This is a genomic window from Shewanella sp. SM55 (assembly GCF_025654025.1).
GTDB lineage: Bacteria > Pseudomonadota > Gammaproteobacteria > Enterobacterales > Shewanellaceae > Shewanella > Shewanella oncorhynchi.
Window position 1 is genome coordinate 81,289 of sequence record NZ_JAKKRS010000016.1, and the last position, 26,255, is coordinate 107,543.

General features: G+C 47.2%; 22 protein-coding genes. 17 read left to right on the forward strand and 5 right to left on the reverse strand.

Annotation, left to right across the window (positions count from 1 at the left end; all coding sequences use genetic code 11):
• Positions 1-234 precede the first annotated feature (234 nt).
• The 4 genes from L5L91_RS18185 to L5L91_RS18200 all read left to right on the forward strand — a co-directional run bounded on the left by L5L91_RS18185 (position 235) and on the right by L5L91_RS18200 (position 6,587).
• Complete coding sequence (locus L5L91_RS18185) at positions 235-495, forward strand: heavy metal-binding domain-containing protein (RefSeq protein ID WP_263237359.1); 261 nt, start codon at positions 235-237, stop codon at positions 493-495.
• 21 nt (positions 496-516) lie between these two features.
• Entirely contained in the window at positions 517-2,052 is a 1,536-nt protein-coding gene (locus L5L91_RS18190; protein ID WP_263237360.1) for an efflux RND transporter periplasmic adaptor subunit, read from the forward strand.
• 9 nt (positions 2,053-2,061) lie between these two features.
• Positions 2,062-5,202: an efflux RND transporter permease subunit gene (locus L5L91_RS18195; RefSeq protein ID WP_263237362.1), complete on the forward strand. Its 3,141-nt coding sequence runs from the start codon at positions 2,062-2,064 to the stop codon at positions 5,200-5,202.
• 218 nt (positions 5,203-5,420) lie between these two features.
• Positions 5,421-6,587 (forward strand): ribonuclease T2, encoded by a 1,167-nt coding sequence (locus L5L91_RS18200; protein ID WP_263237364.1) that lies wholly within the window; start codon positions 5,421-5,423, stop codon positions 6,585-6,587.
• A 79-nt stretch (positions 6,588-6,666) separates the two neighbouring features.
• On the opposite strand, the gene L5L91_RS18205 is transcribed toward L5L91_RS18200, so the two are convergent.
• The 3 genes from L5L91_RS18205 to plsB all read right to left on the reverse strand — a co-directional run bounded on the left by L5L91_RS18205 (position 6,667) and on the right by plsB (position 11,268).
• Positions 6,667-7,440, reverse strand: a complete 774-nt coding sequence (locus L5L91_RS18205) for a VOC family protein (RefSeq protein WP_198572397.1) — start codon at positions 7,438-7,440, stop codon at positions 6,667-6,669.
• Between the two features lie 148 nt (positions 7,441-7,588).
• Positions 7,589-8,845 (reverse strand): tryptophan permease, encoded by a 1,257-nt coding sequence (gene mtr / locus L5L91_RS18210; protein WP_173497974.1) that lies wholly within the window; start codon positions 8,843-8,845, stop codon positions 7,589-7,591.
• Positions 8,845-11,268 carry a glycerol-3-phosphate 1-O-acyltransferase PlsB gene (plsB, locus tag L5L91_RS18215; protein WP_105250638.1) on the reverse strand — a complete coding sequence of 808 codons (2,424 nt, stop codon included), beginning with the start codon at positions 11,266-11,268 and terminating at the stop codon, positions 8,845-8,847. The genes mtr and plsB overlap by 1 nt, the downstream gene beginning before the upstream one ends.
• 160 nt (positions 11,269-11,428) lie before the next feature.
• On the opposite strand from plsB, the gene lexA reads away from it, so the two are divergent.
• The 6 genes from lexA (at position 11,429) to L5L91_RS18245 (ending at position 17,536) form a co-directional block, all read left to right on the forward strand.
• The gene (lexA, locus tag L5L91_RS18220; protein ID WP_105250639.1) at positions 11,429-12,049 is read left to right on the forward strand and encodes a transcriptional repressor LexA; all 621 of its coding nucleotides are present in this window, start codon (positions 11,429-11,431) and stop codon (positions 12,047-12,049) included.
• Positions 12,046-12,558 carry a cell division inhibitor SulA gene (locus L5L91_RS18225; protein ID WP_263237365.1) on the forward strand — a complete coding sequence of 171 codons (513 nt, stop codon included), beginning with the start codon at positions 12,046-12,048 and terminating at the stop codon, positions 12,556-12,558. Before lexA ends, L5L91_RS18225 begins: the two co-directional genes overlap by 4 nt.
• Before the next feature lie 403 nt (positions 12,559-12,961).
• Positions 12,962-14,479, forward strand: coding sequence for a cytochrome c oxidase subunit II (coxB, locus tag L5L91_RS18230; RefSeq protein ID WP_263237366.1), 1,518 nt, complete (start codon positions 12,962-12,964; stop codon positions 14,477-14,479).
• Between the two features lie 9 nt (positions 14,480-14,488).
• Positions 14,489-16,081, forward strand: coding sequence for a cytochrome c oxidase subunit I (gene ctaD / locus L5L91_RS18235; RefSeq protein ID WP_263192516.1), 1,593 nt, complete (start codon positions 14,489-14,491; stop codon positions 16,079-16,081).
• A 1-nt stretch (position 16,082) separates the two neighbouring features.
• Positions 16,083-16,664 carry a cytochrome c oxidase assembly protein gene (locus tag L5L91_RS18240; RefSeq protein ID WP_263204144.1) on the forward strand — a complete coding sequence of 194 codons (582 nt, stop codon included), beginning with the start codon at positions 16,083-16,085 and terminating at the stop codon, positions 16,662-16,664.
• Positions 16,661-17,536, forward strand: coding sequence for a cytochrome c oxidase subunit 3 (locus tag L5L91_RS18245; RefSeq protein WP_105250644.1), 876 nt, complete (start codon positions 16,661-16,663; stop codon positions 17,534-17,536). Before L5L91_RS18240 ends, L5L91_RS18245 begins: the two co-directional genes overlap by 4 nt.
• A gap of 4 nt (positions 17,537-17,540) precedes the next feature.
• On the opposite strand, the gene L5L91_RS18250 is transcribed toward L5L91_RS18245, so the two are convergent.
• On the reverse strand, positions 17,541-17,759 hold the full coding sequence (locus L5L91_RS18250; protein WP_263237367.1) for a DUF2909 family protein: 219 nt from the start codon (positions 17,757-17,759) through the stop codon (positions 17,541-17,543).
• On the opposite strand from L5L91_RS18250, the gene L5L91_RS18255 reads away from it, so the two are divergent.
• The 5 genes from L5L91_RS18255 to L5L91_RS18275 all read left to right on the forward strand — a co-directional run bounded on the left by L5L91_RS18255 (position 17,758) and on the right by L5L91_RS18275 (position 21,735).
• Positions 17,758-18,522: an SURF1 family protein gene (locus tag L5L91_RS18255; protein ID WP_263173535.1), complete on the forward strand. Its 765-nt coding sequence runs from the start codon at positions 17,758-17,760 to the stop codon at positions 18,520-18,522. The two genes, L5L91_RS18250 and L5L91_RS18255, sit on opposite strands and share 2 nt — an antisense overlap.
• 90 nt (positions 18,523-18,612) lie before the next feature.
• Positions 18,613-19,158, forward strand: coding sequence for a hypothetical protein (locus L5L91_RS18260; protein ID WP_198572401.1), 546 nt, complete (start codon positions 18,613-18,615; stop codon positions 19,156-19,158).
• A complete protein-coding gene (locus tag L5L91_RS18265) occupies positions 19,158-20,135 on the forward strand; it encodes a COX15/CtaA family protein (protein WP_263237369.1) in 978 nt (325 codons plus the stop codon). The genes L5L91_RS18260 and L5L91_RS18265 overlap by 1 nt, the downstream gene beginning before the upstream one ends.
• A 14-nt stretch (positions 20,136-20,149) precedes the next feature.
• Positions 20,150-21,055: a heme o synthase gene (cyoE, locus tag L5L91_RS18270; RefSeq protein ID WP_105250648.1), complete on the forward strand. Its 906-nt coding sequence runs from the start codon at positions 20,150-20,152 to the stop codon at positions 21,053-21,055.
• Positions 21,056-21,102: 47 nt separating this feature from the next.
• Positions 21,103-21,735, forward strand: a complete 633-nt coding sequence (locus tag L5L91_RS18275) for an SCO family protein (protein ID WP_263237371.1) — start codon at positions 21,103-21,105, stop codon at positions 21,733-21,735.
• Here L5L91_RS18275 and L5L91_RS18280 read toward each other — a convergent pair whose 3' ends face one another.
• The gene (locus L5L91_RS18280; protein WP_263237373.1) at positions 21,736-22,782 is read right to left on the reverse strand and encodes a polysaccharide deacetylase family protein; all 1,047 of its coding nucleotides are present in this window, start codon (positions 22,780-22,782) and stop codon (positions 21,736-21,738) included.
• A 22-nt stretch (positions 22,783-22,804) separates the two neighbouring features.
• Between L5L91_RS18280 and L5L91_RS18285 the strand changes: the two genes are divergently transcribed.
• Both L5L91_RS18285 and L5L91_RS18290 read left to right on the forward strand, forming a co-directional pair.
• A complete protein-coding gene (locus tag L5L91_RS18285) occupies positions 22,805-24,172 on the forward strand; it encodes an MATE family efflux transporter (RefSeq protein ID WP_263237375.1) in 1,368 nt (455 codons plus the stop codon).
• Positions 24,173-24,252: 80 nt separating this feature from the next.
• Positions 24,253-26,190 (forward strand): alpha/beta hydrolase family protein, encoded by a 1,938-nt coding sequence (locus L5L91_RS18290; protein ID WP_168827208.1) that lies wholly within the window; start codon positions 24,253-24,255, stop codon positions 26,188-26,190.
• Positions 26,191-26,255 lie beyond the last annotated feature (65 nt).

Here is a 26,255-nt window from a genome sequence, read left to right on the forward strand (position 1 = left end):
AAACGACCAAGCTAAAACGACAATGCTGTTAGCCCTAAGCTAACGCCCTATTTAGCCGTTTATTGTGGTGCCTTATCATTAAATCGTGCACCCGAGTCTAGCAGAACGTTGATTACTGAGCCGAATGCCAAATTGTGGTATCAATCCGTCTATCGAAGCGAACCGCTTTGATCCACTGTGCTCACTGACGTTTATGCGCTCGTATTCGGCCGCTAATCCGATGGAGTGAATAATATGAAAACACTAACTAATCTCGCCTTAATCGCATTCTTGCTGACCAGCACAAGCGGGGTTGTGACGGCCGCGCCGCACGCACATCAACACGACAATGCCAATCCACAGGAACAAGCCCATACCCATGTTTGCCCTATGCACCCTGACGTGACTGGCAGCAAAGAGGATACTTGCCCTCAATGTGGTATGAACTTAGAGACAAAGGCAGTAGAAGCAAAACCAGCTGAAGGTGCGGCAAAAAACGCCCACAAACACCACTAAGCTAGGCTGGAGATGAGGCATATGAATCCATTTAAAACCGTAAAAAAGCAGGCACCCAATGCCGTACTAATCCTAAGCAGCTTACTGCTGGGATTACCGTTAAGCCATGCTCAACTATCGAGTGAAAAGGTTTTCGCATCGGGTACAGCTGGGACCACAGATCATTCACCGAAAAGTACCGAACTAAACCAAGTAAAAACTTACACTTGTCCAATGCATCCGGAAATACTCAGCCATGAACCCGGTCGCTGCCCTAAGTGCAATATGTTTTTAGTTGAAAAGGAAGGCACCGATACTAATTCAGCAGATCCACATGCTGAACATCAACATACAGATCACTTAGCGACAGACCATGCGCACACCTCGACCACGAAAGCGGCAAGTCAAGTATTCGACACACCAACCCCTAAGGCTAACAATCTCGTTAAAAAAACCAGCGAAGAAACAACTAAATACATTTGCCCTATGCATGCCCACATCATCAGCGATGTGCCCGGTACGTGCCCTATCTGCGGTATGAATTTAGAAAAAGTCGAAACGGGTGGCGATACTCACGAAATCAATATCAATGTTTCCGGCAGCATGCAGCAAGCGCTAGCCATAAAAGTCGCCAAAGTTGAGCGCGATACGCTATGGAAATTTGTCGAGACCGTTGGACAAGTGGATTACGATGAAAGCCAAATAACGCATATCCATGCGCGAGTAACGGGTTGGGTTGAAAAACTGATGGTTAAGTCCATGGGAGACACAGTCAAAAAAGGGCAGCTACTCTATGAAATCTATTCACCCGATTTAGTCAATGCTCAGGATGATTATCTGCTTGCCTTAGATACCGCCAAAACGTCGGGCAACCAAAGATATCAAGATCTTGTTCGTAGAGCAGGTTTAAGGCTGTCATTCCTTGGATTTAACGAGCAACAAATCAAGCAATTAGCTAATTCGCGCCAAACCCAATATCGGGTACCCTTTTATGCACAACAGGATGGTGTAGTCGAAACACTGTCTATCCGCGATGGTATGTATATTGAGCCATCCACCGAAGTGATGTCGCTAGTCGATCTCTCTCAGGTATGGGTCATAGCCGATGTGTTTGAAAATGAACAAAGCTGGATAGTCAAAGGCCAGCAGGCTGAAGTGGCGGTGCCCGCCATGAACTTAAGCGGGATAAAAGGCACTATAGATTATATCTATCCGGAACTTGATCCTGTCACGCGTAGCTTGCGAGTGCGTGTTGTGCTCAATAACACCCATGTTTCCCTTAGACCTAAAACCCTAGCTAAGGTCTCGCTTTTTGGCGGCCCCAATAAAGACACGCTAGTGATCCCACAGGAAGCCTTAATTCAAACGGGTAAAGAGAATCGCGTGATAGTCAAACAAGACGACAATAGTTTTGCCGCTAAAGTCGTGACCGTCGGCATGATGAGTCAGGGTAAAGCTGAGATTGTCTCGGGCTTAACCGAGGGCGAGCGCGTGGTGATCTCAGGGCAATTTTTACTCGACTCCGAAGCCAGCCTCAAGGGCAGCTTAATGCGTTTAAGCAGCGGTCATCAGCACTAGGAGCGCATCATGTTAAAGTACATTATCGAAGCCTCCATCAGACAACGACTTATGGTGTTGATCATTGCCATCATGATCACTGTTTGGGGCGTACAAGAGTTGCGTAAAACGCCACTCGATGCATTGCCCGATCTGTCGGATGTGCAAGTGATTATTAAAACGTCCTATCCTGGGCAAGCGCCTAAATTGGTAGAAGAACAAGTCACTTATCCTTTATCTACCGCCATGTTAGCTGTACCCGGTGCCAAAACGGTACGTGGCTATTCCATGTTCGGCGACTCCTATGTCTATGTGATTTTCGAAGATGGCACAGATATCTACTGGGCGCGCTCACGGGTATTAGAATACTTAAGTCAGATCAGTAGCCGTTTACCCCAAGGCGTACAACCGTCCCTTGGCCCCGATGCCTCAGGTGTGGGTTGGGTGTTTGAATATGCGTTGGTCGATCGCTCCGGCAGTTTAGATTTATCACAGCTCAAAAGCCTGCAGGACTGGTATCTTAAATTAGAGCTACAAAGCGTGGCTGGCGTGTCTGAAGTCGCAACCGTCGGTGGCATGGAGCAGACCTATCAGATCGTACTCGAACCCGACAAAATGGCGATCTATAAACTGGATATCGCCAGCATTAAAGATGCGATAGAAAAATCTAATAGCGAAGCGGGTGGCTCGGTCATCGAAATGGCTGAAGCCGAGTATATGGTGCGCGCCAAAGGCTATCGTCAAACCCTTGAGGATTTCCGTGAAATTCCACTGGGTATTACCAGCCCTTCAGGCACAGGTCTATTACTAAAAGATGTTGCTACCGTGCGCAAAGGCCCGGCCTCACGCCGCGGTATAGCCGAACTCGATGGTGAAGGTGAAGTCGTAGGCGGCATTATTGTGATGCGCTACGGCGAAAATGCTTTATCCACGATTGATGCCGTAAAAGCTAAGCTTGAAGAACTGAAAGCTGGTTTACCCGATGGGGTTGAAATCATCCCCACCTACGACAGATCGCAACTCATTCTAAAATCCGTTGATAACCTGTTCAGCAAAGTTGTCGAAGAGATGCTGGTCGTAGGGCTGGTCTGTCTGCTGTTTTTACTGCATGCACGCTCAACCTTAGTCGCCATCATTACCCTGCCGCTTTCAATCCTGATTGCCTTTATCGTAATGAATAAGATGGGGGTGAATGCCAACATTATGAGTCTTGGGGGTATCGCGATTGCCATAGGCGCAGTGGTGGACGGCGCAATTGTGATGATTGAAAACCTGCACAAACATTTGGAAAAGTTTCACACAGAACACAACCGAGAACCCGATACTAAAGAACATTGGCGAATCGTCACCGAAGCGTCGATTGAAGTCGGCCCTGCGTTATTTTTCTCATTGATTATTATCACCTTAAGCTTTGTGCCTGTGTTCGCACTCGAAGCGCAGGAAGGCCGTTTATTTGCACCGCTGGCCTATACCAAATCCTTTGCTATGGCCGCTTCCGCATTATTAGCAATCACATTAGTGCCAGTCTTAATGGGCTATTTTATTCGGGGAAAAATTCCGAGTGAGCATAAAAATCCCATCAGTCGCGTGCTGATCGCTTTATATAAGCCCTCGCTTAATCTGGTACTTAGGTTTCCTAAAATCACCCTAGGATTAGCATTGATTGCCTTAGTCAGCGCTTGGTATCCGATGACGCGCATGGGCAGTGAGTTTATGCCCGAGTTAGAAGAAGGCGATTTACTCTACATGCCAACCGCGTTACCAGGACTCAGTGCGGGCAAAGCCGCCGAAGTGTTACAGCAAACCGATCGTTTGATCAAAACCGTCCCCGAAGTCGCCCGCGTATTTGGTAAGGTGGGCCGCGCCGAGACTGCGACCGATCCCGCACCGTTAACTATGCTCGAAACCACCATCATGCTTAAACCCCATGAAGAATGGCGCGAGGGCATGACCTTAAATGGCATCATCGCTCAACTGCAACAAACGGTGAAAGTGCCAGGACTCACCAATGCTTGGGTGCAACCCATCAAAACCCGTATCGATATGCTCTCGACTGGGATAAAAACCCCCGTTGGCATCAAGATCACCGGAGCCGATGTGAATGAGCTGCAAAGTCTAGGGGCAGAAATAGAGGCCATCCTCAGTAGAGTGCCACACACTAAGTCGGCCTATGCCGAACGCAGTGGCGGTGGGCGTTATATCGATATCACCCCCAAACTCGATGTGGCCGCACGTTACGGTATGTCATTGCAGGATATTCAAGATGTAGTGCGTTACGCCATTGGCGGTATGGATATTGGTGAATCGGTACAAGGGGCTGAGCGTTATCCCATCAACCTACGTTATCCCCGTGAGCTACGCGATAATATTGAGAAGCTACGCGAACTCCCTGTGATCACTAAATCGGGAAATTATCTACCACTGCGAAATTTAGCGGATATCGAAATCACCGATGGCGCACCTATGCTCACCAGTGAAAATGGTCGCTTAATCTCTTGGGTGTTTATAGATATTGAAGGCACGTCTATCGGCGAATACATTACTACTGCCAAGCAAGCATTAACTACCGAACTTAAAGTGCCCCCGCGCTACAGCTATACCTTCGCAGGCCAGTATGAATATATGCAACGGGTAGATGCAAAACTGAAGCAAGTGATCCCTATGGCCTTAGGTGTGATATTCATCCTGTTGATGATGACATTTGGCTCTACTTTGCAGGCGAGTATTATCATGCTCAGCCTCCCATTCGCGCTGGTCGGCAGCACTTGGCTATTGTATCTACTGGATTACAACATCTCAGTCGCCGTCGCAGTCGGTATGATTGCTTTGGCGGGCGTTGCCGCGGAGTTTGGGGTAATCATGCTGATTTACCTTAATAATGCCATTAAGCACAGGCAAGAGAAGAATAACTACCATACAGTTACCGATCTCAAAGAAGCTTTAATTGAAGGTGCCGTTATGCGGATCCGCCCCAAAGCCATGACAGTAGCGACCATCTTCTTCGGTCTACTCCCCATTATGTGGGGTGCAGGATCGGGTAACGATGTGATGCAGAAAATTGCCGCACCTATGGTCGGCGGCATGGTTACGGCCCCATTACTGTCACTGTTTGTACTACCCGCGCTTTATCTACTGATTTATTCGCGTAAATTAAAGAAAGACGCGGCGTAATTGAGTGTACGGCGCTAGAACACCGATAAAAATCCCCTCAAACCATTAAAGTTTAAGGGGATTTTTTCATTCAATCAGATTAAAAATCTAATTTTGCAACAGTGCCATACACAACTCTGAGTAAAATAAGCCTCTAAGTTTATAGCGCTTATGTGTACCATTGACTCAGTGCCACACAGAATTGACTCAATTCACTGCCGTAGGAAGGATCCCATCACATGACCAAGTCATTTTTTTTAACTATCAGCCGGATATGGCCGCAAGCACTTTCCCTTAAAACCCCATCACGCGCATTACTTGCCGCATTCGGTTTATGCGCTGCGCTCATCATTACAGCACCCGCCTTTGCCGCACCCGCAACCGGTGAATTCGTTGCCGACAAACGCTGTGAGCTATTTCAATCGAAAAATAAGCAGACGAATCCAGACCAATGGCAGAGCAATATTGGTGAGCGCTACCCTGTACTTGAAATCCTCGGCAATAGCGCTAAACCTGATTGGCTAAGAGTGCGCACCAATGCGGTGAAGTCTCCCATGCGTTGGATCAGCGGCGATTGTGGTCAATATCTATCTAATGTTGCTGGCAGTAATTTATCAACACCTGCAACGGCGGCGGAACCGGCGCAAACCACCACGGCATCAGACATCAAAGCAAAAAACCGAGATAGCCTTAAAGAGCATGGTACCCCAGAGAAACGCCAAGGGAATCAATGCCAAATTGGTGGTGAATTCGATGCTAACGTGCTCGCATTAAGCTGGCAAAGCACCTTTTGTGAACTCTATGGCCGCCGTAAAGCCGAATGTCGCGCCCTCAGCCAAACGCCAGAAGCGAGCCAATGGCAACACTTCAGCCTGCACGGACTGTGGCCGAATAAACAACAATGCGGCACGCGATATGGCTATTGCAGCACAGTCAAACTGCAACCGAATGATTTCTGTACTTATCCAGAGTTTGAACTGAATCCATCGGTGCGCAAAAATTTAGAAGAAGTCATGCCAAGCGCCCAATATGGCACCTGTTTAGAACGCCACGAATGGTGGAAACACGGCACTTGCCGTAGCCAAGACCCTAACGAGTACTTTTTATTGGCAACCCAGCTGACCCAAGCGGTCAATGCCTCGGCATGGGTACAAAAATTTATTCATGACAACATAGGTAAGAGTGTCAGTAAAAGTGAGTTAAACCAAAGTTTTGATAGCAGCTTCGGTCAAGGCGCTCACACTAAAATGAGTCTTGAATGTGGCAAGGGATTACTAAGTGAAATCCGCATTAACTTGCCCGAAGTCATTAAAACCTCTGACTCCTTACCTAGCCTACTCGCCAAAGCCAACAAGGCCTCAAAAGGCTCCTGCCCTGAAACAATCATGATTGATAACGCTAATTAAACAAATAGTTAGACAAATAAAAAAAACGGCGATTTAGCGTCGCCGTCTTTAACCTTAATGACAGTCCTTAATATGGCTGTCACATCTGATTAAGCTTGATCACCGCAAAGGTAGCGCCTTGGGCGTCAGCAATGACAGAAAATCGTCCCACATCAGGGATATCACTAGGCGGAATGCACACTTGCGCGCCTAAGCTTTGGGCTTTCTCAGCAAACGCATCGCAATCCGCCACCACAAAATAGAGCAGCCAGTGGGGAGAAATGTCGCCCCATTCAGGCATTATCGTCATCATACCGCCGATGGATTGACCATCAAGCTGCCATTCTGAGTATTCAATGTCAGGCATGTCACTTGGCATGTTGGTCCAAGGGAAGATTTTGCAGTAAAAGGCTTCTTCAGTACGCGGCTCTTTGCAAGCCAGCTCAACCCAGCAAAGGGTATTGAGTTCACCCTGACGGCGAGCACCAATGTGGTTCTTCGCTTGCCATAAGGCAAAACGTGCGCCTTCAGGATCGCTGACCTGCGCCATCACGCCCGCATCACCCACAATATGCGGCCCCATGTGCACTTGGCCGCCCGCCGCTTGAATCGCTGCAATGCTGGCATCCATATCATCGACGGCAAAGTAGATACGCCAGTGGCTGGGGATATGTGCTTCTGACTCAGGGATTTGATACATGGCGCCTAAGTCATCTCCCGCTAAATTAAATAGCGAAAAGTGACCTTCAGGGATCGGCATTTCGACCGAGTTCCAACCAAATAACGCTTGGTAAAATGCTGTAGCTCCCTGCCAATCATGGCTTGCAAGTTCAACCCAACATGCATGTCCTTGTGCGTACTGAGTCATTTTCATTATTGGCTCCTTTGTTTTAACAATCATTCGAGTTAAGCCTGAGTTTGTATTTCTGTCCAGTATTCAGGTTAAAAAGATCTGTAAGACAAAACTCAACCGCTAAAGACAAAAAAGCCCTCACATGGAGGGCTTAAATCATCACAACAAATTAGGAATATTGCGGCAGTAAATTTGCCATCGCGAGCAGATGACATGCACCCGTGACTATGCCAAATAACACCACAAGAATAATCAGCGGTGTACCGCCTATCACTCTAAAACCTGTGCTATCGGGGAACAACTGCCGCGATTTATAGGCCATCAGCGCCGGGACGATTACCGCCCACACTGTCGCCGCTAATGCCGCAAAGCCAATCGCTACTAAGAAGCCATCGGGAAACAGTAATCCTAAAATCGTTGGCGGCACAAAGGTCACTAACGCGGTTTTCATTCGGCCAGAGCGTGAATCATCAAAACCAAATAAATCGGCAAGATAATCGAACAGACCTAAGGTCACCCCTAAGAAAGATGAAGCCACGGCTAAGTTAGCAAACAGGGTCAACATACTGTTTAACCAGCTACTCGCCATCACCTCAGACAAAGCGCCCACCAACACACCCATATTGCCGCCTTGGGCAATAATGTCGATAAACTGGCTGCGGGGAATATTGCCCATAGTTGCCACTAACCAACAGGCATAAATCACCAGTGCGATAAAGGTGCCGACGAAAATCGCCTTGATAATGGTGGAGGAATCTTTGCCGTAATACTTCACTAAGCTGGGAACGTTACCATGGTAACCAAAACTGGCGAGACCAAAGGGCAGCGCCGCCCACAGATAAGGTGAAAAGCTGTTATTACCATCGGGTTCGAGCAACTTAGTCACATCAATTTCGATCAATAAATTGCCGATCGCGAGGAAGAAGGTAATGATCATACCGCCGAGCATAATCGTGGTAATCCGATCCACGGCTTTAGTACTGATCAATACTATGCTCGCCAATACTATGGCGAACACCAGCCCTGCCACACTTTGCGGTAACTCAATTCCCATGCCCTGCAAGCTGTGATTCACAATCGAACCACCGCCGCTGATATAGGCATAGGTCAAAATATACAACACGAAAGCGATAGAAACGCCGTTCACTATCCGCCAAAACTGCCCAAGAGTTTGCTTGCTTAAGGTATCGAAGCTAGCACCGGGTTCGAAATGTAAATTGGTTTCGAGCAACAATAAACCCGACATCAACATGCAAAACCAAATGCCCAATAACATCAAAATCGAATAGCCAAACCACATACCTGCACCGACCACGGGCAGAGAAAACATCCCAGCACCTACGGTCGTGCCAGCAATAATCATGGCACCACCAAGCAAGGACTTACCTGCGGGCTTATGCTTAGCCGCATTCATATGATTTGCCATTAAACTGTGTGCTCCGCGGTGACACTCGCCACTATCGTTTGTCTCACTGACGGACGTAATAAGCTATTGGCCTGATCTCGTATGCGATTGATATTGGACTTATCTTCACTATCCGCCAGATATCCCAATTCTTTGAGCTTCACGCTCAAAGTACCGTAGAGTTTTTTATCGTAGAACTCAGGCGCGGTAATACCATGTAAAGCCCCTAAACGCTGGGCAAGTAAATGGCTCTCAGACTCAAGTTCTGAGCGCTCCATCTTAGGTCTGTTCGCTAACAGATTGAAAATAATAGCGTAGCGTTGCAGAGTTTCACTCACTGAACTGGCTAACAACAATAATTGGCTTGAGTGCTCAGGCACGACAGCTAAAGTATCTGTCTCAACCACTAAACCTTGCCCAATCAGGAAATCCAGCACTTGCTCAACATAGGCTGGTAAGTCTTTAATTCCCATGAAGAGTTCGGCTTTCAGCAGTGGATAAAAATCGGCAACGATTGAAACCACTTGCTGGCGCAGAATCTGTTCATTATGGGTTAAACAACTCGCAATTAATGAAGGAACAATAAATAAGTGAATGATATTGTTACGATAGTAAGTCATAGACACAGCCTGACTCGCTTCGATAGACACTATTTCCCCTAAAGGATCGGCACTAACAACAAACTTGTTCAGCTCTAAACCTTGCTGCACTAAATGCTTACCATCACCTTCGGCAACAGATGTATAAGAAGTATAAGGCACTTTTTTGAGTAGGGTCAGATACAAATCAAGCTGACGCTCCAGCAGACTACGTTCTAAGGCGTTTTGATCTGTCGCCAGTAAAACTAAGCTAGTCAAAGTCACCGAACTCGCGGCTGCGGCATCATTGATACGCGTCATCACCCGATTAGCCAGCACGTTTACCGCTGGCGTTAACCAACTTGGTTTCTGCTCGGGATCATCGGCCAACTCAGCACGCCAGTTTGGCGCACGCTCATTTAAGAAATTTTGCAGGGTAATAGGCTCGCCAAAATTCACATAACCTTGGCCAAAATTACCTAATTTGCGAATGGCACCGAACACCTGCCACACAGATTCTTTTTTCTTTTTCTTACCGCTTAACTCTTTATGGTAAGTCGCCACTTCCATCACATGGTCATAGCCTAAATACACAGGCACGAGCGTGACAGGACGTTCAATACCGCGCAGTACGCTGTTCATCGTCATGGCGATCATGCCAGTTTTCGGCGCCAACAGACGGCCAGTACGTGAACGACCACCTTCGGAGAAGTATTCCACCGAATAACCTTTAGCAAACAGCTGGTCTAAATACTCACGAAATACTGCGGTGTACAGCTTGTTGCCATTAAAACTACGGCGGATGAAGAAGGCACCACCGCGACGGAACATAGGTCCCGCGGGCCAGAAATTGAGGTTAATGCCGGCAGCAATGTGCGGCGGAACCATGCCTTGATAATACAAAATATACGATAACAGCAGGTAATCCATGTGGCTGCGATGGCAAGGCACATAAACAATCTCGTGGCCATCGTGGTGTAACTGCCGAACTTGCTCGGCGCCTTTAATGTTGATCCCGCTGTAAAGCTTGTTCCACAGCCAAGTTAAAAAACGCTCGGCAATACGCACTAAACTGTCTGAGTAATCGGCAGCGATTTCATCGAGATACTCAATAGCCGTCTCGCGCGCTTGGGTCTCAGAAATCTTTTTACTGGCGGCTTCTTCTTGAATCGCTTTGCGCAGCGACTCAGATTTGAGTAACGAATGAAACAGTGCTTGGCGGTTTGGCAGCACAGGCCCTGTCATTACCTTACGTTGACGACGGAAATGCACGCGCGCAACCCGTGCTAACTTATGGGCAATCCCCATGTCGGTGCCATGTTCGTCAGCCATGTAACGCAGGGATACGGCATTCGAAAACTGCACGAAGTTATGTCGACCTAAGAACAGAATCATCAAGCACTTGCGCAGCCAAGTCGGGTTTTCCCGCTCAAATACGGCCGCCTTCATAGTGTCGTCTTCTTTCCCTGGCGTTCGGCCCCAATACAGGCTCACGGGTACCAGTTGAATATCTAATTCAGGACGTTCCTTATGCACGGCTAACAAACGCATAAAGCATTCGAGGAAAGGCTCATTACCAGCACGTTCGCCAAACAGTGGCTTACGTCCTTGAAGACAGACAACCCGAGGCGCAGTCACACCATTAGCCACTAGAGGCTCATAAGGGCTTGGTAAGCCTAACTTAGCCGTTATTTCGCTCAAAGCAGCGATGTCACTGAGGGATTCTGTTTTCATCACATAAACAAGGGGTCTGGAAGCATCCAGATTCAGATCGGCAAAGGGATCCTGAGGCACCACAATAGTGTGCACTAAGTGTTTTTGGATCCAACGTAATGATTTCAACCAAAGAGAGTCGTGTTTAGGCATTATTCTTATGCAATTAAGTGCGTTTACTAGCCCGATAGAATACCAGACTATGGGCAATATTCGCTAATTCTCTCCAACATAGCTAAAAAGTGGTTAATACTTGCGCTGCAAATAATACTGTATATACTAACAGTAACTGTATAGAAAAACAGGAAACACCATGAGACCTTTGACGCCACGCCAAGCTGAAATTTTAGAGCTAATTAAACGAAATATTGCCGATACTGGCATGCCACCCACTCGGGCAGAAATCGCAACCCGTTTAGGTTTTAAGAGCGCCAATGCGGCTGAAGAACACCTTAAAGCGTTGGCGAAAAAGGGCTGCATTGAGATCATGCCTGGCACATCTCGGGGCATTCGTCTGCCTGCGGAAATCGAAGATTTGACTGAAACAGGTTTACCGCTCATCGGCCAAGTGGCTGCGGGTGAACCTATCCTCGCCCAGGAACATGTTGAACAGTACTACCAAGTCGACCCAAGCATGTTTCATCCCGCCGCCGATTTTTTACTGCGAGTAAAAGGCGACAGCATGAAAAATATCGGCATTCTCGAAGGTGATTTGCTGGCAGTTCATAAAGTAGAACAAGCTAGAAATGGTCAAGTGGTTGTCGCTAGAGTCGATGACGATGTCACTGTTAAACGTTTCGAAAAAAAAGGTAATGTGGTCTATCTACATGCCGAAAATGAAGATTACTCCCCGATTAAAGTGGATTTAGGCTTCCAAAGTTTAACAATTGAAGGACTCGCCGTCGGTGTGATCCGTAATGGAGATTGGCTATGAATAAACTACTTGGCAATGCCCCCCGCCATCCGGGCCTGTGGCTCGATGAAGTCCGTGATGCCGACTATGACTGGCACCATGCGCCCATCGCCTGTATGCCAACTAAGACTCAAGGTCGCCAAGAATTAATTCATCTGAGTGCACAACTCGCTCAGTTAAGCCAACAGGGCCGTTGGTTAGTGCTCATCAACCCTCCAAGTATTGGCTACAAGCAAATGCTCGCCAACGCAGGTGTGCGTATGGATAGAGTTTTGCTGGTACATGCTAAAGATGAAGTCGAAACCCTGTGGGCGATGGAAAAAGCCCTAACAAGTGGTACGTCCAGTGCAGTCATTACTTGGACTCAATCATTGGATGCACGGGATAATCGACGCCTACAAATCGTGGCTAAAAGTGCCCGAGCTATGGGCATAGTGCTTGAAGACGTAAACAGTCACTTACATGCAGACGTACGTATTGAGCAAGGCAATCTCTTCGGTCAGCAATCTTTTTTTAGCGCTGTACACTAAATATTCATTTAATTTTTTACCTTGAAAGCCGCCTCACCTATGAATGTGAGGCTTTTTTTTGGCAATTTTTCAGATAATTAGATAAATAAGTGATCTTGATCAATATTTAAACAGCAAGTATGGTTGGTTAAGTCGGTGATGATATATCACCTTCCGTGGTCAATGAATCGAGTATTTATCGAACTCGAAGCGCCACTAAAAATAGAGAACAGATTTATTTCAGCAGTATGTGCCAGCGTGGCTAATTACCAGCAGTAACAATACTTGATTAAAAGTAACAGCCGCCAACGCACGTTGAAGTCAAAAAAGCTTTTTTGGGAACTGAAGAGTTTGCATAGAGTTGAGACTTACTGTGTTGCTCTTCTTTGTAGTTGCTATTCGCAATTGGCAGAGGAGAAGTCTTGTGAAGCAATTGTTGTATTGTTTACTCGTGGTGCTTTTCGCACCACCGTTGACCGCCGCGGACATGCGGTTCAACATGACCCCTGGCGTGACCGAGATCAGTGGCAAGGTTTATCACTTGCACATGACCATCTTGTATATCTGCTGCGCAATAGGCCTAGTGGTCTTTGGCGTCATGATTTACGCCATGATCAACCACAGAAAATCCAAAGGCGCTGTCGCGTCCCACTTTCACGAAAGCACTAAAGTTGAAATCGCTTGGACGATTCTGCCATTTATCATTTTGATCTTAATGGCGATTCCAGCGACAAAAACTTTAATCGCAATGGAAGATCCCAGCAACGCCGATCTCACCGTAAAAGTCACGGGGTCCCAATGGAAATGGCATTACAGCTATTTCGATCAAGATATTGATTTTTATAGCATACTGACAACACCCAGAGCACAAATAGAAGGCACCGAAACCAAGGGTGAAAACTATCTATTGGAAGTCGATAAACCGCTCGTTCTACCGATAAACCGCAAAATCCGCTTTCTGATGACTTCAGAGGATGTCATCCATTCTTGGTGGGTACCCGCCTTTGCAATTAAGAAAGATGCCAACCCTGGATTTATCAATGAGGCTTGGACTCGCATCGACAAACCCGGCATTTACCGTGGTCAATGCGCCGAGCTCTGCGGTAAAGACCATGGTTTTATGCCTATCGTAGTACAAGCGTTACCCGAAGCCGAGTTTGAGGCTTGGGTCACAGAGCAGAAACAAGCCGCAGGTGCTGCGGCTGAAGCCGCTCAAGCCGCTTTATCACAAACCCTAAGTAAAGAAGAGTTGATGACTCAAGGTGAACAAGTTTACCTCGGGCACTGCGCAGCCTGCCACCAGCCCAATGGCGAAGGGTTGCAAGGCGTATTTCCGCACCTTAAAGGTAGCCCGATTGCAACGGGACCGCTCAGCGGCCACCTTGAAATTGTGCTCAACGGTAAAACGGGTACAGCCATGCAAGCGTTTAGTAAGCAATTGACTACACAAGAAATCGCGGCAGTGACTACCTACGAGCGTAATGCTTGGGGCAATAATACTGGCGATGCAGTGCAAGCCAAAGACGTCAACGAGTACATGAACGGCAATTCTGCACAAACATCCGCCGCGGTACCAAGCGGTACAACCCCGACACCCGCACCTGCAGTCGATCCCGCAAGCCTCCCCACACTCAGCCATGACGCCCTCATGGCCGAAGGTGAAACTGTCTACGCGACCTTCTGTGCTGCCTGCCATCAAGTGACAGGTGCAGGAATACCACCCGCCTTCCCCGCGCTAGTGGGTAGTGCTATCGCCATTGGACCAGTCGCCAATCACATCGATATTGTGATGCTCGGTAAAACAGGCACGGCTATGCAGGCATTTGGCAAACAGCTTAGCCCACAGCAACTTGCAGCAGTCATTACCTATGAACGCAATGCTTGGGGCAACAATACCGGCGATACAGTGCAACCTGCTGATATCGCAAGTCATGGACAGTAGGGGATAATGATGAGCACAACGACTCAAGATCAAACCGCAGCCCATGATGACCATCATCATGGTGCGCCAAAGGGCATCATGCGCTGGCTGCTAACCACCAACCATAAAGACATAGGTACTTTGTATTTATGGTTCAGCTTCATTATGTTCTTAACCGGTGGCGCTATGGCCATGGTGATCCGCGCTGAACTCTTTCAACCTGGATTACAATTGGTCGAGCCCAACTTTTTCAACCAAATGACAACTGTTCATGGGCTGATCATGGTATTCGGTGCGGTAATGCCAGCCTTTACAGGGCTTGCTAACTGGCTGATCCCTATGATGATAGGAGCGCCCGATATGGCGCTGCCACGGATGAATAACTGGAGTTTTTGGATACTCCCCTTCGCCTTCACTATCCTTCTCAGTTCGTTGTTTATGGAAGGTGGCGGACCAAACTTTGGTTGGACCTTCTACGCACCACTATCAACAACTTATAGCCCAGATAGCACGGCGCTCTTTGTATTTTCTATTCACATCATGGGGATAAGTTCGATCATGGGCGCGATCAACGTGATTGTGACCATAGTGAATTTACGCGCGCCAGGCATGACATGGATGAAGTTACCATTATTTGTGTGGACTTGGCTTATCACGGCATTCCTACTGATCGCGGTTATGCCCGTACTCGCGGGCGCAGTGACTATGGTGCTGACCGATAAGTTTTTCGGCACGAGTTTCTTCGATGCGGCTGGCGGCGGCGATCCTGTGATGTTCCAGCATATTTTCTGGTTCTTCGGCCACCCTGAAGTTTACATCATGATCTTGCCGTCCTTTGGCATCATCTCTGCCATAGTGCCCGCCTTCAGTCGTAAACCCTTATTTGGCTATGCATCCATGGTTTATGCTACGGCTAGTATTGCAATTCTGTCATTCCTCGTGTGGGCGCACCATATGTTCACCACAGGTATGCCAGTGTTTGCCGAGCTGTTCTTCATGTATTGCACTATGTTGATTGCAGTGCCAACTGGGGTGAAAGTGTTTAACTGGGTTGCCACTATGTGGCGCGGCTCACTCAGTTTCGAAACGCCCATGCTGTTTGCTGTAGCCTTTATCATACTCTTCACTATTGGCGGTTTTTCGGGATTAATGCTCGCCATTACGCCCGCCGACTTCCAGTACCACGATACTTATTTTGTTGTGGCACATTTCCATTATGTACTAGTGACTGGTGCGATTTTCTCCATCATGGCAGCGGCCTATTACTGGCTACCTAAGTGGACGGGACACATGTACAACGAACAACTGGGACAATGGCATTTCTGGTGCTCGGTGATTTCAGTCAATGTGCTATTTTTCCCGATGCATTTCCTTGGGCTGGCAGGAATGCCAAGGCGTATCCCTGACTACTCGATTCAATTTGCCGATGTTAATCAAATCGTCTCGATTGGTGGGTTCGCCTTCGGCTTATCGCAATTGATTTTCTTAGTTTTAGTAATTAAGTGCATCCGTGGCGGCGAAAAAGCTCCCGCTAAACCTTGGGAAGGTTCCGAGGGTTTAGAGTGGACATTGCCAAGCCCTGCGCCTTACCACTCCTTCACGACACCACCTGAGGTGAAATGAAATGGCAACCCAACACCAGCAAGATAAATCTAAGTCAAATCGTAAACTTATCAGCATATTAGTTATAGGCTGTATTGGCATGTTTGGCTTTGGATTCGCGCTGGTGCCGCTCTACGATGTGTTGTGCGAGCAACTCGGTATCAATGGAAAACCCTCCAATACCGCGAGTAGTTATCAAGCAATCACAGTAGATACAAGCCGAATAGTGACTGTGGAATTTATTTCTCAGGTACAAACAGGCATGCCATGGACATTTGCGCCACAAACCAAACGGCTCGAAGTTCACCCTGGCGAGCTAATCCATACGGCATTTTTGGCGCGCAATATGTCCGCTAAAGCAACTATTGGCCAAGCGATACCTTCAGTTTCGCCCGGCCAAGGTGCCGCTTATTTTAATAAAACAGAATGCTTTTGCTTTAATCAACAACCCTTAGCGGCGGACACTAGCGCTGAGCTGCCGCTCATTTTCTATGTGGATCCTCAGTTACCTGAGTCTATCCATACTCTGACCCTCTCTTACACTCTCTACGACATTACCGACAAGCAGTTAGCGTCTGCCATAGAGCAAGGAGCTGCAAAATGACAACGAAACATCAGTCTTACTACGTTCCATCCCAAAGTGTCTGGCCTATTGTAGGTGCCATTGGCTTGTTCTTAATCGCCTCTGGTGCAGGCCTTTTCGTGCAACAGTTGAAATCAGGTGCATCCGGTGGCGGTTATGTGCTGCTGGTTGGGATAGCTGTGATCCTATTCATGCTGGTGGGTTGGTTTAGAACCGTGATCCAAGAGTCGATGGCAGGGCTCTATTCTAGCCAAATGGATCGATCGTTTCGCCAAGGTATGAGCTGGTTTATTTTTTCGGAAGTCATGTTTTTCGGGGCTTTTTTCGGGGCACTATTTTATGCCCGCATGTTCGCAGTGCCTTGGCTCGGTGGCGCATCGAATAATGCCATGACCCACGAAGTACTCTGGCCTCAGTTTGAAGCTATTTGGCCGCTCATAACTACGCCAGATGGCACTAAAACCCAAGCTATGCCATGGACTGGACTGCCATTAATCAACACTATCGTACTGCTAACCTCCTCAGTTACCTTACATTTCGCCCATGTCAGCCTAGAAAAAGGTAAACGTTCTGCCATTACTCTCTGGCTCGGTATCACCATACTCTTGGGTATGGGTTTCCTTGCCTTACAGGCAGAAGAATATATGCATGCCTACCGGGAAATGGGACTCACTCTGACCTCTGGGATTTATGGCAACACCTTCTTCCTGTTAACTGGCTTTCACGGCATGCATGTCACTCTGGGGACTCTCTTTTTATTCGTGTTGTTTTTCAGAGTGTTGAAGGGGCACTTTAGCGCAGATAAACATTTTGCGTTCCAAGCGGGGAGTTGGTATTGGCACTTTGTGGATGTGGTCTGGCTGTGTCTGTTTATTTTCGTTTACGTTCTCTAGTGCTTTAGTAAGGCTTGGGATTGGGGCTAATTAACCCAGTCCCTAAGGCCACCAGCAATAACAGGATAACGAGCACAGAGAAAATCACTCGCCGACCAAGATAGCGGCTCATAGGCACTTTTTCATCACCTTTCACCATAATAAACAAGGCGCGACCTAGATTAAAAATGATGAATAGCAACAGCAGAACTAAGACCAACTTAAAAATGAACAGGCTATTCATACAATATCCTCATGTTCTGCTGAATAAATTAACGGTTTTTCTACTGATATTGACTGTGGCTGTATTAACTATATTGGTCAAGTTGGGTTTATGGCAGTTAGCCCGTGGTGAAGATAAAACGACGCTTTTAGCCCAGATGGAAGCAAGGCAAGCTTTGCTGCCATTAAGTTTTGAGCAGCTCCAACTCAAGGTCGGCAAAGAAGGTGTGACTGGTTATCGACTGCAAGTACGCGCCACTCCCGCAAGCTCACAAATCTGGCTGCTGGATAATCAAATCTATCAAGGTCAAGTGGGATATTTAGCCTTTCAACCTCTGCAAGTAGAAGTTGAAAAACCTTGGTTGCTGGTCGAGTTAGGCTTTGTTGCCTCAGGCTCCCATCGTGATGAGTTGCCTCACATCACTCCCCTAAGCGGGGAATTAAATATCGAAGGCAAGCTTTATCAAAAGCAAATCAATCCCTTGAGCCAAGCTTTAATGGCAGAAACAGGGACAAGTATTCGCTTTCAAAATTTAAATATGCCCGAAATGGCTAAGGTATTAGGGCACCCATTGTTACCTGTCGTGTTGCAACCAGAGCAATTACCTTCCCTCACATTGCCCCATCCTTGGCAACCTTTCCCACTGTCGGCACAAAAACATTGGGGCTATGCGTTGCAGTGGTTTTCGATGGCAGCCGTATTTGCAGGACTAATGCTGTGGCAAGGGATTAAATATGTAAAACGCCATAGCGCCCAAACAGTCGCAAACTCAAGGAGCCAATAGGGAAATTCGTACCATACTTAGCAAGACACTAATAAAACTAAATAAATATAAAACAATAAATTAGGGATAATTTGAATGAGAGGAGCAAGCATGAACTCCCAGAACAAATCTAAACACAAAGCATTAGGGCTATTACTGCTGGCGTTTATTGCCCCCGTAGTGATTGCTAAGCTAGTGCTGAGCCTGAATTTATACCATGGCGGTGCCACCAATCATGGCGAGCTGATCAGTCCCGAAACCAGTTATGCCAGCCTTGGGGTTGAAAATTCTAATCCCAAAGAATGGCAACTACTATATTTATTGCCCGCCAAATGCAACGATACTTGCCGCGAACGCCTGTATATTTTGCGCCAAAGCCACACAGCGCTAGGGCCAGATCAGGCGCGAGTAGAACCGCTCATCCTCACCCATCCCGACAGCGATCTTAACGCCTTAAGCGCCTTTCACTTCAACACTCGCCCCGCCAATGCAGACTTAAGCAAATGGTTAGATGAACAGCAGCTAATCATAGTCGATCCCTTAGGCAGCTTAGTCCTGCGCTACCCTCAAGTGCAGGGCAAAGAAGCACATTTAGCTCAAGGCAAGGCGCTGATTGCGGATCTGCGTAAGCTGTTAAAACTATCGAGGGTAGATTGATGCAACTAACTTGGATCCTACGCTTAACCTTAGTCTTTACCCTATTGGTGATTTTAATGGGCGCTTACACCCGCCTATCGGATGCAGGGCTCGGCTGCCCCGATTGGCCAGGCTGCTACGGCCATATTAAAGTGCCCACCCAAGACCATGAAATCGCCCATGCGCAAACTATATTCCCAGATCACGATATCAATCCAGAGAAAGCTTGGCTGGAAATGATCCACAGATATATCGCAGGCGGACTTGGCTTACTGGTGTTATTCATCTTAATTTTGTGCTTAAAAACACCGGACGCACCCAAAAAGTTGCCGATCATCATAGTGCTGCTGATCCTTTTTCAAGGAGCACTAGGCATGTGGACTGTGACCATGAAACTCATGCCAATAATTGTGATGTCGCATCTTATTGGTGGCTTTAGCCTAATCTCACTGCTGTTACTCCTTTACCTGCGAACCCGACCTCGGCGTATATTTAATAGCGAAACCCATGCTCGACATCTCGCACCGTTAGCGTTGGTGAGCCTATTCGTCCTTGTGGGTCAGATTATGTTGGGGGCTTGGACATCATCGAATTATGCGGCGCTCGCCTGCACCTCTTTACCCATCTGTGAGGGAAATTGGGTAGATAACTTAGCAATAGCCGAGGCATTTTCACCGTTCCAAGGCCAACACCCTAGCTTCGAATTTGGGGTGCTCGATTACCCTGCACGAATGACTATCCACGTAGCCCACAGAATTGGCGCTATCGTCACTGCCAGCTTGTTACTCGTGCTCGCCTACCGATTATTTGTTGGCGCTACGGGACTTAAGGCTTTAAGCCTTTTATTAGTGGGCCTAGTCATACTACAAGTGAGCTTAGGTATTTCTAACGTAGTGATGCATTTACCACTCGGTATTGCCGTGTCTCACAACGGTGGTGCGGCACTACTGCTACTGACCTTAGTCACAATCAACTATTTTTTATGGCGCAAAGCATAAGCGAGGGATCCAAGATGGCAAAACCACTCTCAATCACCAGTAGCCTGCCCACTTTCAGCGTAACATGGCGCGCCTATTTTGAAATGACCAAGCCTAAAGTGGTCGCACTCATGCTGCTCACTGTCCTCGTCGGCATGTGTCTGGCTGTGCCCCATGCGGTGCCCGTTCAACCTTTGCTCGCGGGTATGCTTGGAATTGCCATGATGGCGGGTTCTGCGGCGGCGTTGAATCATCTGATCGATCGCCGTATCGATGGCTTAATGGCGCGCACCTACAATCGCCCGCTACCCAAAGGGCGTATTTCTGCCACGCGCGCGTTAATTTTCGCCGCTAGCTTAGGTAGTTTTGGCTTTATCGTCTTATATTCCTTAGTCAATCCACTCACAGCTTGGTTGACCTTTGCCAGCCTGATTGGCTATGCCTTGGTTTATACTGCCTATTTGAAACGCGCAACATCACAAAATATTGTGATCGGTGGCCTTGCGGGAGCTATGCCACCCCTGCTGGGATGGACGGCAGTAACGAACGAATTTCACGGCCATGCGTTATTGCTAGTGATCATCATTTTTACGTGGACGCCGCCACATTTTTGGGCACTGGCCATTCACAGACGCGCCGAATATGCCAAAGTAGATATTCCCATGCTACCAGTCACCCACGGTGTCGAATTTACGAAAACCTGCATCTTGCTCTACACAGTATTGCTGGCGATTGCTTGCCTGTTACCTGTGCTGGTTGGTATGTGTGGGCCAGTGTATTTCGTCAGCTCGAGTTTACTCAGTACGGGATTTATCTATAAAGCATGGCAACTTAAATATCGGGATCATGATGGCTTAGCGATGCAAGTGTTCCGCTTCTCTATCTACCATTTAATGTTGTTATTTATGGCATTACTGCTAGACCACTATTTGTGGAACTAGTGTATGGAACGAGTTTGTCGCGCTAACCTGTATTTATGGAGCGAATAATGCAGAAAAGAATTTTAGTCATCGCCATTTTGTTGTTCGGTCTTGGCGGCCTATTTGCGGTGAAATTTAATCCCCCAAAACCTATCGAGTTAGAGAGCGGTTTTCTGTTTCCACAGGCCTATGAATTAGCGCCCTTTGAATTGGTTGATCAACACAAGCAAGCTTTTACCAATGCCAGTTTGCAGGGAAAATGGAGCTTATTTTTTATCGGTTTTACCTTTTGTCCCGACATTTGCCCTACGACCTTAAATAAACTTGCGGCGGCTTATCCTGATCTAAACAAAATAGCGCCATTGCAAGTGGTGTTTCTATCCGTCGACCCCAAACGAGATACACAGGATAAACTCTTAACCTATGTAAATTTTTTCAATCCAGAGTTTAAAGCTATAACGGGTGAACAAACGCAGATATTTCCACTCACCCGCAGCTTAGGACTCACTTATGCCATGGTGGGTGAAGGGGAAAATTACCAAGTCGACCATAGTGCGGGTTATGTGTTGGTGTCGCCGCAGGGAACGCGAATTGCGGTATTTAAACCTACGGCAGCGTTAGGCAAACCGCCGCAGGTATTAAATGATAAATTAATTAGCGATTTTGAAAAAATAGTGGCGCAATACAAACCTAGCCGCTGATCACTCTTTAACCCAAGAGCCATCGTCCTTTGGCCTCACCCAAGGCTGAGAAAACCAATAGTAGCCATTACGCGCCTTACTCGGCGCTGTGCAGTTATAACGCGAGCGCCCCGCAGGCAAGGCTAAATCCGCTTGAACACTAAACTCGTTTTCATTGAGCCAAGTCGGCTGTTTTGAGCCTTGACCTTGGATGTAACACATCACTTGCTTAGCAGAGATATCACTCATATCGAGGGTCACTTTAAGCTCTGGACGCCAATGACCACCCTTTAACTCAGGATCACTTGGGGTTTGTGCAATCACAGGCATATTTAAGCTGTATAACTTTGCCTTAAGGCTTTTTAGGTCAGCATATTGTCCAGCAACGGGGAAACGCGGCAGTGCCGTGAATGGCGAATAGGGCCCCGCGGCACCGGACTGTTGCCCAAAAGCGACAAAGCCGTTCTCAGTTAACATATCCTGCAACGCTTGATTGTACTCACCGTAGGGATACGCCAGCATTTTAAAATTGTGCCCTGTGGCATCTGCAATCGCTTTTTCTGTCTCTAAGATATTGGCTTTTATCCGCGCTAACCACTGCGCCTGTGATTCATTTTCTAAGGCGCGGATCAAATGTTCGTGCGCCCAACTGTGATTAGCAATATCGGCGCCTTCCTTGGATAATGTGATGAGTTCATCCCAAGTCATCATCTCGGTAAACTTTTGTTTAATCGGCTCAATTGCCACAAACAAGGTGTAGGGGAATCCAAATTCCTTTAGGATAGGATGCGCCGTAGTCGCTATACTGCGATAACCATCATCGAAGGTAATTGCGATTGTTTTAGCGGGTAAATCTTGTTTTTGCTTGATCGCTTCAACCACTTTAGAAAGCGGGATCACCTTAAAGCCGTCATCGACGAGAAACTGCATTTGCTCACGAAATTGCGCGGGCGTAACGCTGGTTGCCGCCGGAGTGGTTTCTGACACATGGTGATATTGCAGAATGACCACGGCATGGGCAGAAAACGTCATTAGCCCTATGAGTGCCAACAGCACACGTTTAACCATAATGTGAACACCTCTGAAATTAATGAATACTGCTAAATCAACTTGGCTCGACCTCATGCTCAACGGCGCGAAAAATCGCCAGTTACTGGCGCTCGCCCTGCCGATGATACTCTCCAATATCACTATCCCGCTGTTGGGCTTAGTCGATACGGCTGTTATAGGTCATCTGAGTGAGGCCTATTATTTAGGGGGAGTCGCTGTCGGGTCAACGATTATCACATTAATCATTTGGTTATTGGGATTTTTGCGTATGGCGACGACAGGTTTAGTCGCGCAAGCCTTTGGTGCTGACGATCTTCACGCCCAGCACAAGCTCTTAGTCCAAGGCGCTATGCTAGCGATGTTATTGGGCGCAGGCGTTATCGCACTGCAAGTCCCGATATTGGATTTAGCGTTAGGATTATCCGAAGCGAGTAGCGAAGTCGAGCGCTATTGCAGCGAGTATTTTCAGGTACGAATTTGGTCAACGCCCTTCGCCCTGCTCAATTTAGTGATGTTAGGTTGGCTCTTAGGGCGACAACAACCTAAAGCCGCCATGTGGCAGTTGATTTTAGCCAACCTTGCCAATATTATTCTCGATGTGGTGTTTGTCCTCGGCTTGGGTTGGGGCGTTAAAGGCGCTGCCCTCGCCTCAGTATTTGCCGATATCACCGCTTTCTCAGTCGCACTCACTATGGTGTTACAACAACTCAAGCGCGCACCCGAGTTTCACTTATCTCAGCTATTCCCCCATGTCACCTTAACGGGTTATGGCAAATTACTGAGGCTCAACACAGATATTTTTGTCCGCAGCCTCTGTTTGCAGGCAGCTTTTGCCTTTATGACATTCCATGGTGCAGGTCTAGGTGATAATACCGTTGCGGCCAATGCCGTGTTATTGAATTTACTGCTATTAATCTCCTACGCTCTAGATGGTATAGCCTATTATGCCGAGGCAGAAGTCGGTCGAGCCTATGGGCAAAAACAGGCAGAACAATTAAGGGAAGCTGTGATCTTAGCTTGGTGCTGGTCGGCCATAACGGCACTAGGATTCTGCGCTGTATTTAGTCTTTTTGGCAGTAATATTATCGCGTTATTGACCAGTATTAATGAGGTCAGAGCCACTGCGCAAACCTATCTTATCTGGCTAATATTCTTGCCTTTATGGTCCTTTAGCTCGTATTTATTCGATGGTGTTTACATAGGTGCCGCTAAAGGAAAAGTGATGCGCAATAGCATGATACTCGCCACCTTTGGCGCGTTTTTCCCAACATGGTATTTACTGCAGCAGCTATTACTACCAGAGCAAGGCAACCATGCCCTCTGGGCCGCGATGAGTGTCTTTATGATCGTCAGAAGCCTAACGCTAGCAGGGCATTATTATTTCAGTCAGGCCTTTTTACATAAATAAATCTGTAAAGACAGTAGTTTACTAATCTCAAAATCATTATTATGTTGATTTTACAATTGTAACGAAGATGTGAATCGATAATGAAAAGGATTTTACCGCTGCTATTGCTGTGGCTATGTAACTATACGGTTGCCAACACTGCGCCACAATTACCCGTTGAAGCCTTTGCAAGCATCCCAGATGTTAGCTCTGTGCAGCTCTCGCCTAATGGCAAAAAAATCGCTTCTGTTGTACGGGTCGATCAAGCCAAACTCAAAGGTACTGTCGTTAGTATCCAAGATATAGAAACAGGCGAAAAAAGCATTCCGCTGCACACGGATAACCAAAAATTTGTCATCCTGTCTCTGCAGTGGGCAAACGATAATATCTTACTGATCAGTGCTAAGTTTCCGGCTAACCGTTACGGTACACCTACAACCGAAACCCGCCTTGTTAAGTATGATTTGACCACGAAAAAGACCTCGAGTGTCCTTCCGCGCAGCGTCTTAGACCGTCTTAATTGGATCCCGCAACATCAGGGACAAATTATCGATCTTATGCCAGATGATCCCGATAATATTTTACTGTCATTAGACGGAATGGGAGAAAACGTAGGCGAAGACAGCGTTCTGAAAGTCAATTTAGCGCAGGGGAAATCCAGTTACACCCAAAATGCTAAAAAGAAGATCATCAGTTGGATTACCGACAGGCAGCACAAAGTCCGAATTTCTATCTACAACGATGATACTGAGTACCGCATTTATGAACAGGCCGAGCAAAAGAGTGATTCACGCTTGCTTTGGACCTTTAAAGCTTTTTCTGAGGACACTGTTTGGCCATTAGGTTTTGATGCAGACCCTAATATCCTCTACGTTCGCGCCTATCACCAAGGTTTCGAAGCCATTTTTAAAGTGAACCTGACCGACCCTAATCTTACAAAAGAGTTGGTTTACGCCAATGAAGCAACTGACGTCGAAGGGGATTTACTCTACTCGCAATTAAAGAAAAAAGTCATTGGTATCAGTGAAGGCGACGGCGAGGAATACACCTTCTGGGAAACAGAATATGTCGGACTACAAAATGGTCTTAAGGCTGTATTACCCGATGCTCACAACTATATTACTCAATTCAGTGCAAATGAACGCCGCTACATAGTGTATTCCACCAGCTCAACCGAGCCTGGCACTTATTATTTCGGCGATAGGGACGAAAAAACGTTATATCCCATCGCGAACAGATACGGCAAGCTCAATAGTGAGCTACTCGCCAACACCCAACATCTAACTTACGAAGCAAGGGATAAGCTCAAAATCGATGCTTACCTAACAGTGCCAAAGGGACTCGAAGCTAAACAGCTACCGACGATTATTTTCCCCCATGGCGGCCCGATCAGTTACGACAGTAACGACTTTGACTATTGGGCACAGTTTTTCGCTAATCGGGGTTATGCAGTATTTCGAATGAATTTCAGGGGGTCGGCAGGTTACGGCTATGAGTTTATGAAGGCTGGCCTAAAAAACTGGGGGCTCGAAATGCAAAACGATGTTGAAGACGGGACTCGTTACCTAATAGCGCAAGGGATTAGCGATCCCAAACGCATTTGTATTGCCGGTGCGAGTTATGGTGGTTACGCGGCCTTAATGGGGGCTGCCATGACTCCCGATCTTTACCGTTGCGCCATCAGTGTAGCTGGTGTGACCGATGTGGCCTACCTAGTAAAATCAAGCCGCAGACATACCAACTATGAAGTGGTTAAAGAGCAAATAGGAGATGATCTCGATGCCCTCTATGAGCGATCACCTATCAGTAAAGCAGATAAAATTAACATCCCAGTATTACTGCTTCATGGCGATAAAGACAGGGTCGTTAAGGTTCAACATAGCCGAGAAATGTATGACGAGCTCAAATCACTAAATAAACCAGTGGAGTATATTGAGTTGGAAAATGGTGATCATTACCTGAGCAATAACGACAACAGACTCGCGACTTTTAAAGCCTTAGATAAGTTCTTAGCTGATAATCTCAACCCTAAGTTATAACTTAACAACTGCACTTAAAGCGAAAGCCAAATATAAAAAACGCGACTCAAGGTCGCGTTTTTCAT

Excerpts from the sequence above, each read along its gene's own strand:
- L5L91_RS18185 (WP_263237359.1), top strand. The coding sequence starts at position 235 with ATGAAAACACTAACTAATCTCGCCTTAATCGCATTCTTGCTGACCAGC.
- L5L91_RS18190 (WP_263237360.1), top strand. The coding sequence starts at position 517 with ATGAATCCATTTAAAACCGTAAAAAAGCAGGCACCCAATGCCGTACTA.
- L5L91_RS18195 (WP_263237362.1), top strand. The coding sequence starts at position 2,062 with ATGTTAAAGTACATTATCGAAGCCTCCATCAGACAACGACTTATGGTG.
- L5L91_RS18200 (WP_263237364.1), top strand. The coding sequence starts at position 5,421 with ATGACCAAGTCATTTTTTTTAACTATCAGCCGGATATGGCCGCAAGCA.
- L5L91_RS18205 (WP_198572397.1), bottom strand. The coding sequence starts at position 7,440 with ATGAAAATGACTCAGTACGCACAAGGACATGCATGTTGGGTTGAACTT.
- mtr (WP_173497974.1), bottom strand. The coding sequence starts at position 8,845 with ATGGCAAATCATATGAATGCGGCTAAGCATAAGCCCGCAGGTAAGTCC.
- plsB (WP_105250638.1), bottom strand. The coding sequence starts at position 11,268 with ATGCCTAAACACGACTCTCTTTGGTTGAAATCATTACGTTGGATCCAA.
- lexA (WP_105250639.1), top strand. The coding sequence starts at position 11,429 with ATGAGACCTTTGACGCCACGCCAAGCTGAAATTTTAGAGCTAATTAAA.
- L5L91_RS18225 (WP_263237365.1), top strand. The coding sequence starts at position 12,046 with ATGAATAAACTACTTGGCAATGCCCCCCGCCATCCGGGCCTGTGGCTC.
- ctaD (WP_263192516.1), top strand. The coding sequence starts at position 14,489 with ATGAGCACAACGACTCAAGATCAAACCGCAGCCCATGATGACCATCAT.
- L5L91_RS18240 (WP_263204144.1), top strand. The coding sequence starts at position 16,083 with ATGGCAACCCAACACCAGCAAGATAAATCTAAGTCAAATCGTAAACTT.
- L5L91_RS18245 (WP_105250644.1), top strand. The coding sequence starts at position 16,661 with ATGACAACGAAACATCAGTCTTACTACGTTCCATCCCAAAGTGTCTGG.
- L5L91_RS18250 (WP_263237367.1), bottom strand. The coding sequence starts at position 17,759 with ATGAATAGCCTGTTCATTTTTAAGTTGGTCTTAGTTCTGCTGTTGCTA.
- L5L91_RS18260 (WP_198572401.1), top strand. The coding sequence starts at position 18,613 with ATGAACTCCCAGAACAAATCTAAACACAAAGCATTAGGGCTATTACTG.
- L5L91_RS18265 (WP_263237369.1), top strand. The coding sequence starts at position 19,158 with ATGCAACTAACTTGGATCCTACGCTTAACCTTAGTCTTTACCCTATTG.
- cyoE (WP_105250648.1), top strand. The coding sequence starts at position 20,150 with ATGGCAAAACCACTCTCAATCACCAGTAGCCTGCCCACTTTCAGCGTA.
- L5L91_RS18275 (WP_263237371.1), top strand. The coding sequence starts at position 21,103 with ATGCAGAAAAGAATTTTAGTCATCGCCATTTTGTTGTTCGGTCTTGGC.
- L5L91_RS18280 (WP_263237373.1), bottom strand. The coding sequence starts at position 22,782 with ATGGTTAAACGTGTGCTGTTGGCACTCATAGGGCTAATGACGTTTTCT.
- L5L91_RS18285 (WP_263237375.1), top strand. The coding sequence starts at position 22,805 with ATGAATACTGCTAAATCAACTTGGCTCGACCTCATGCTCAACGGCGCG.
- L5L91_RS18290 (WP_168827208.1), top strand. The coding sequence starts at position 24,253 with ATGAAAAGGATTTTACCGCTGCTATTGCTGTGGCTATGTAACTATACG.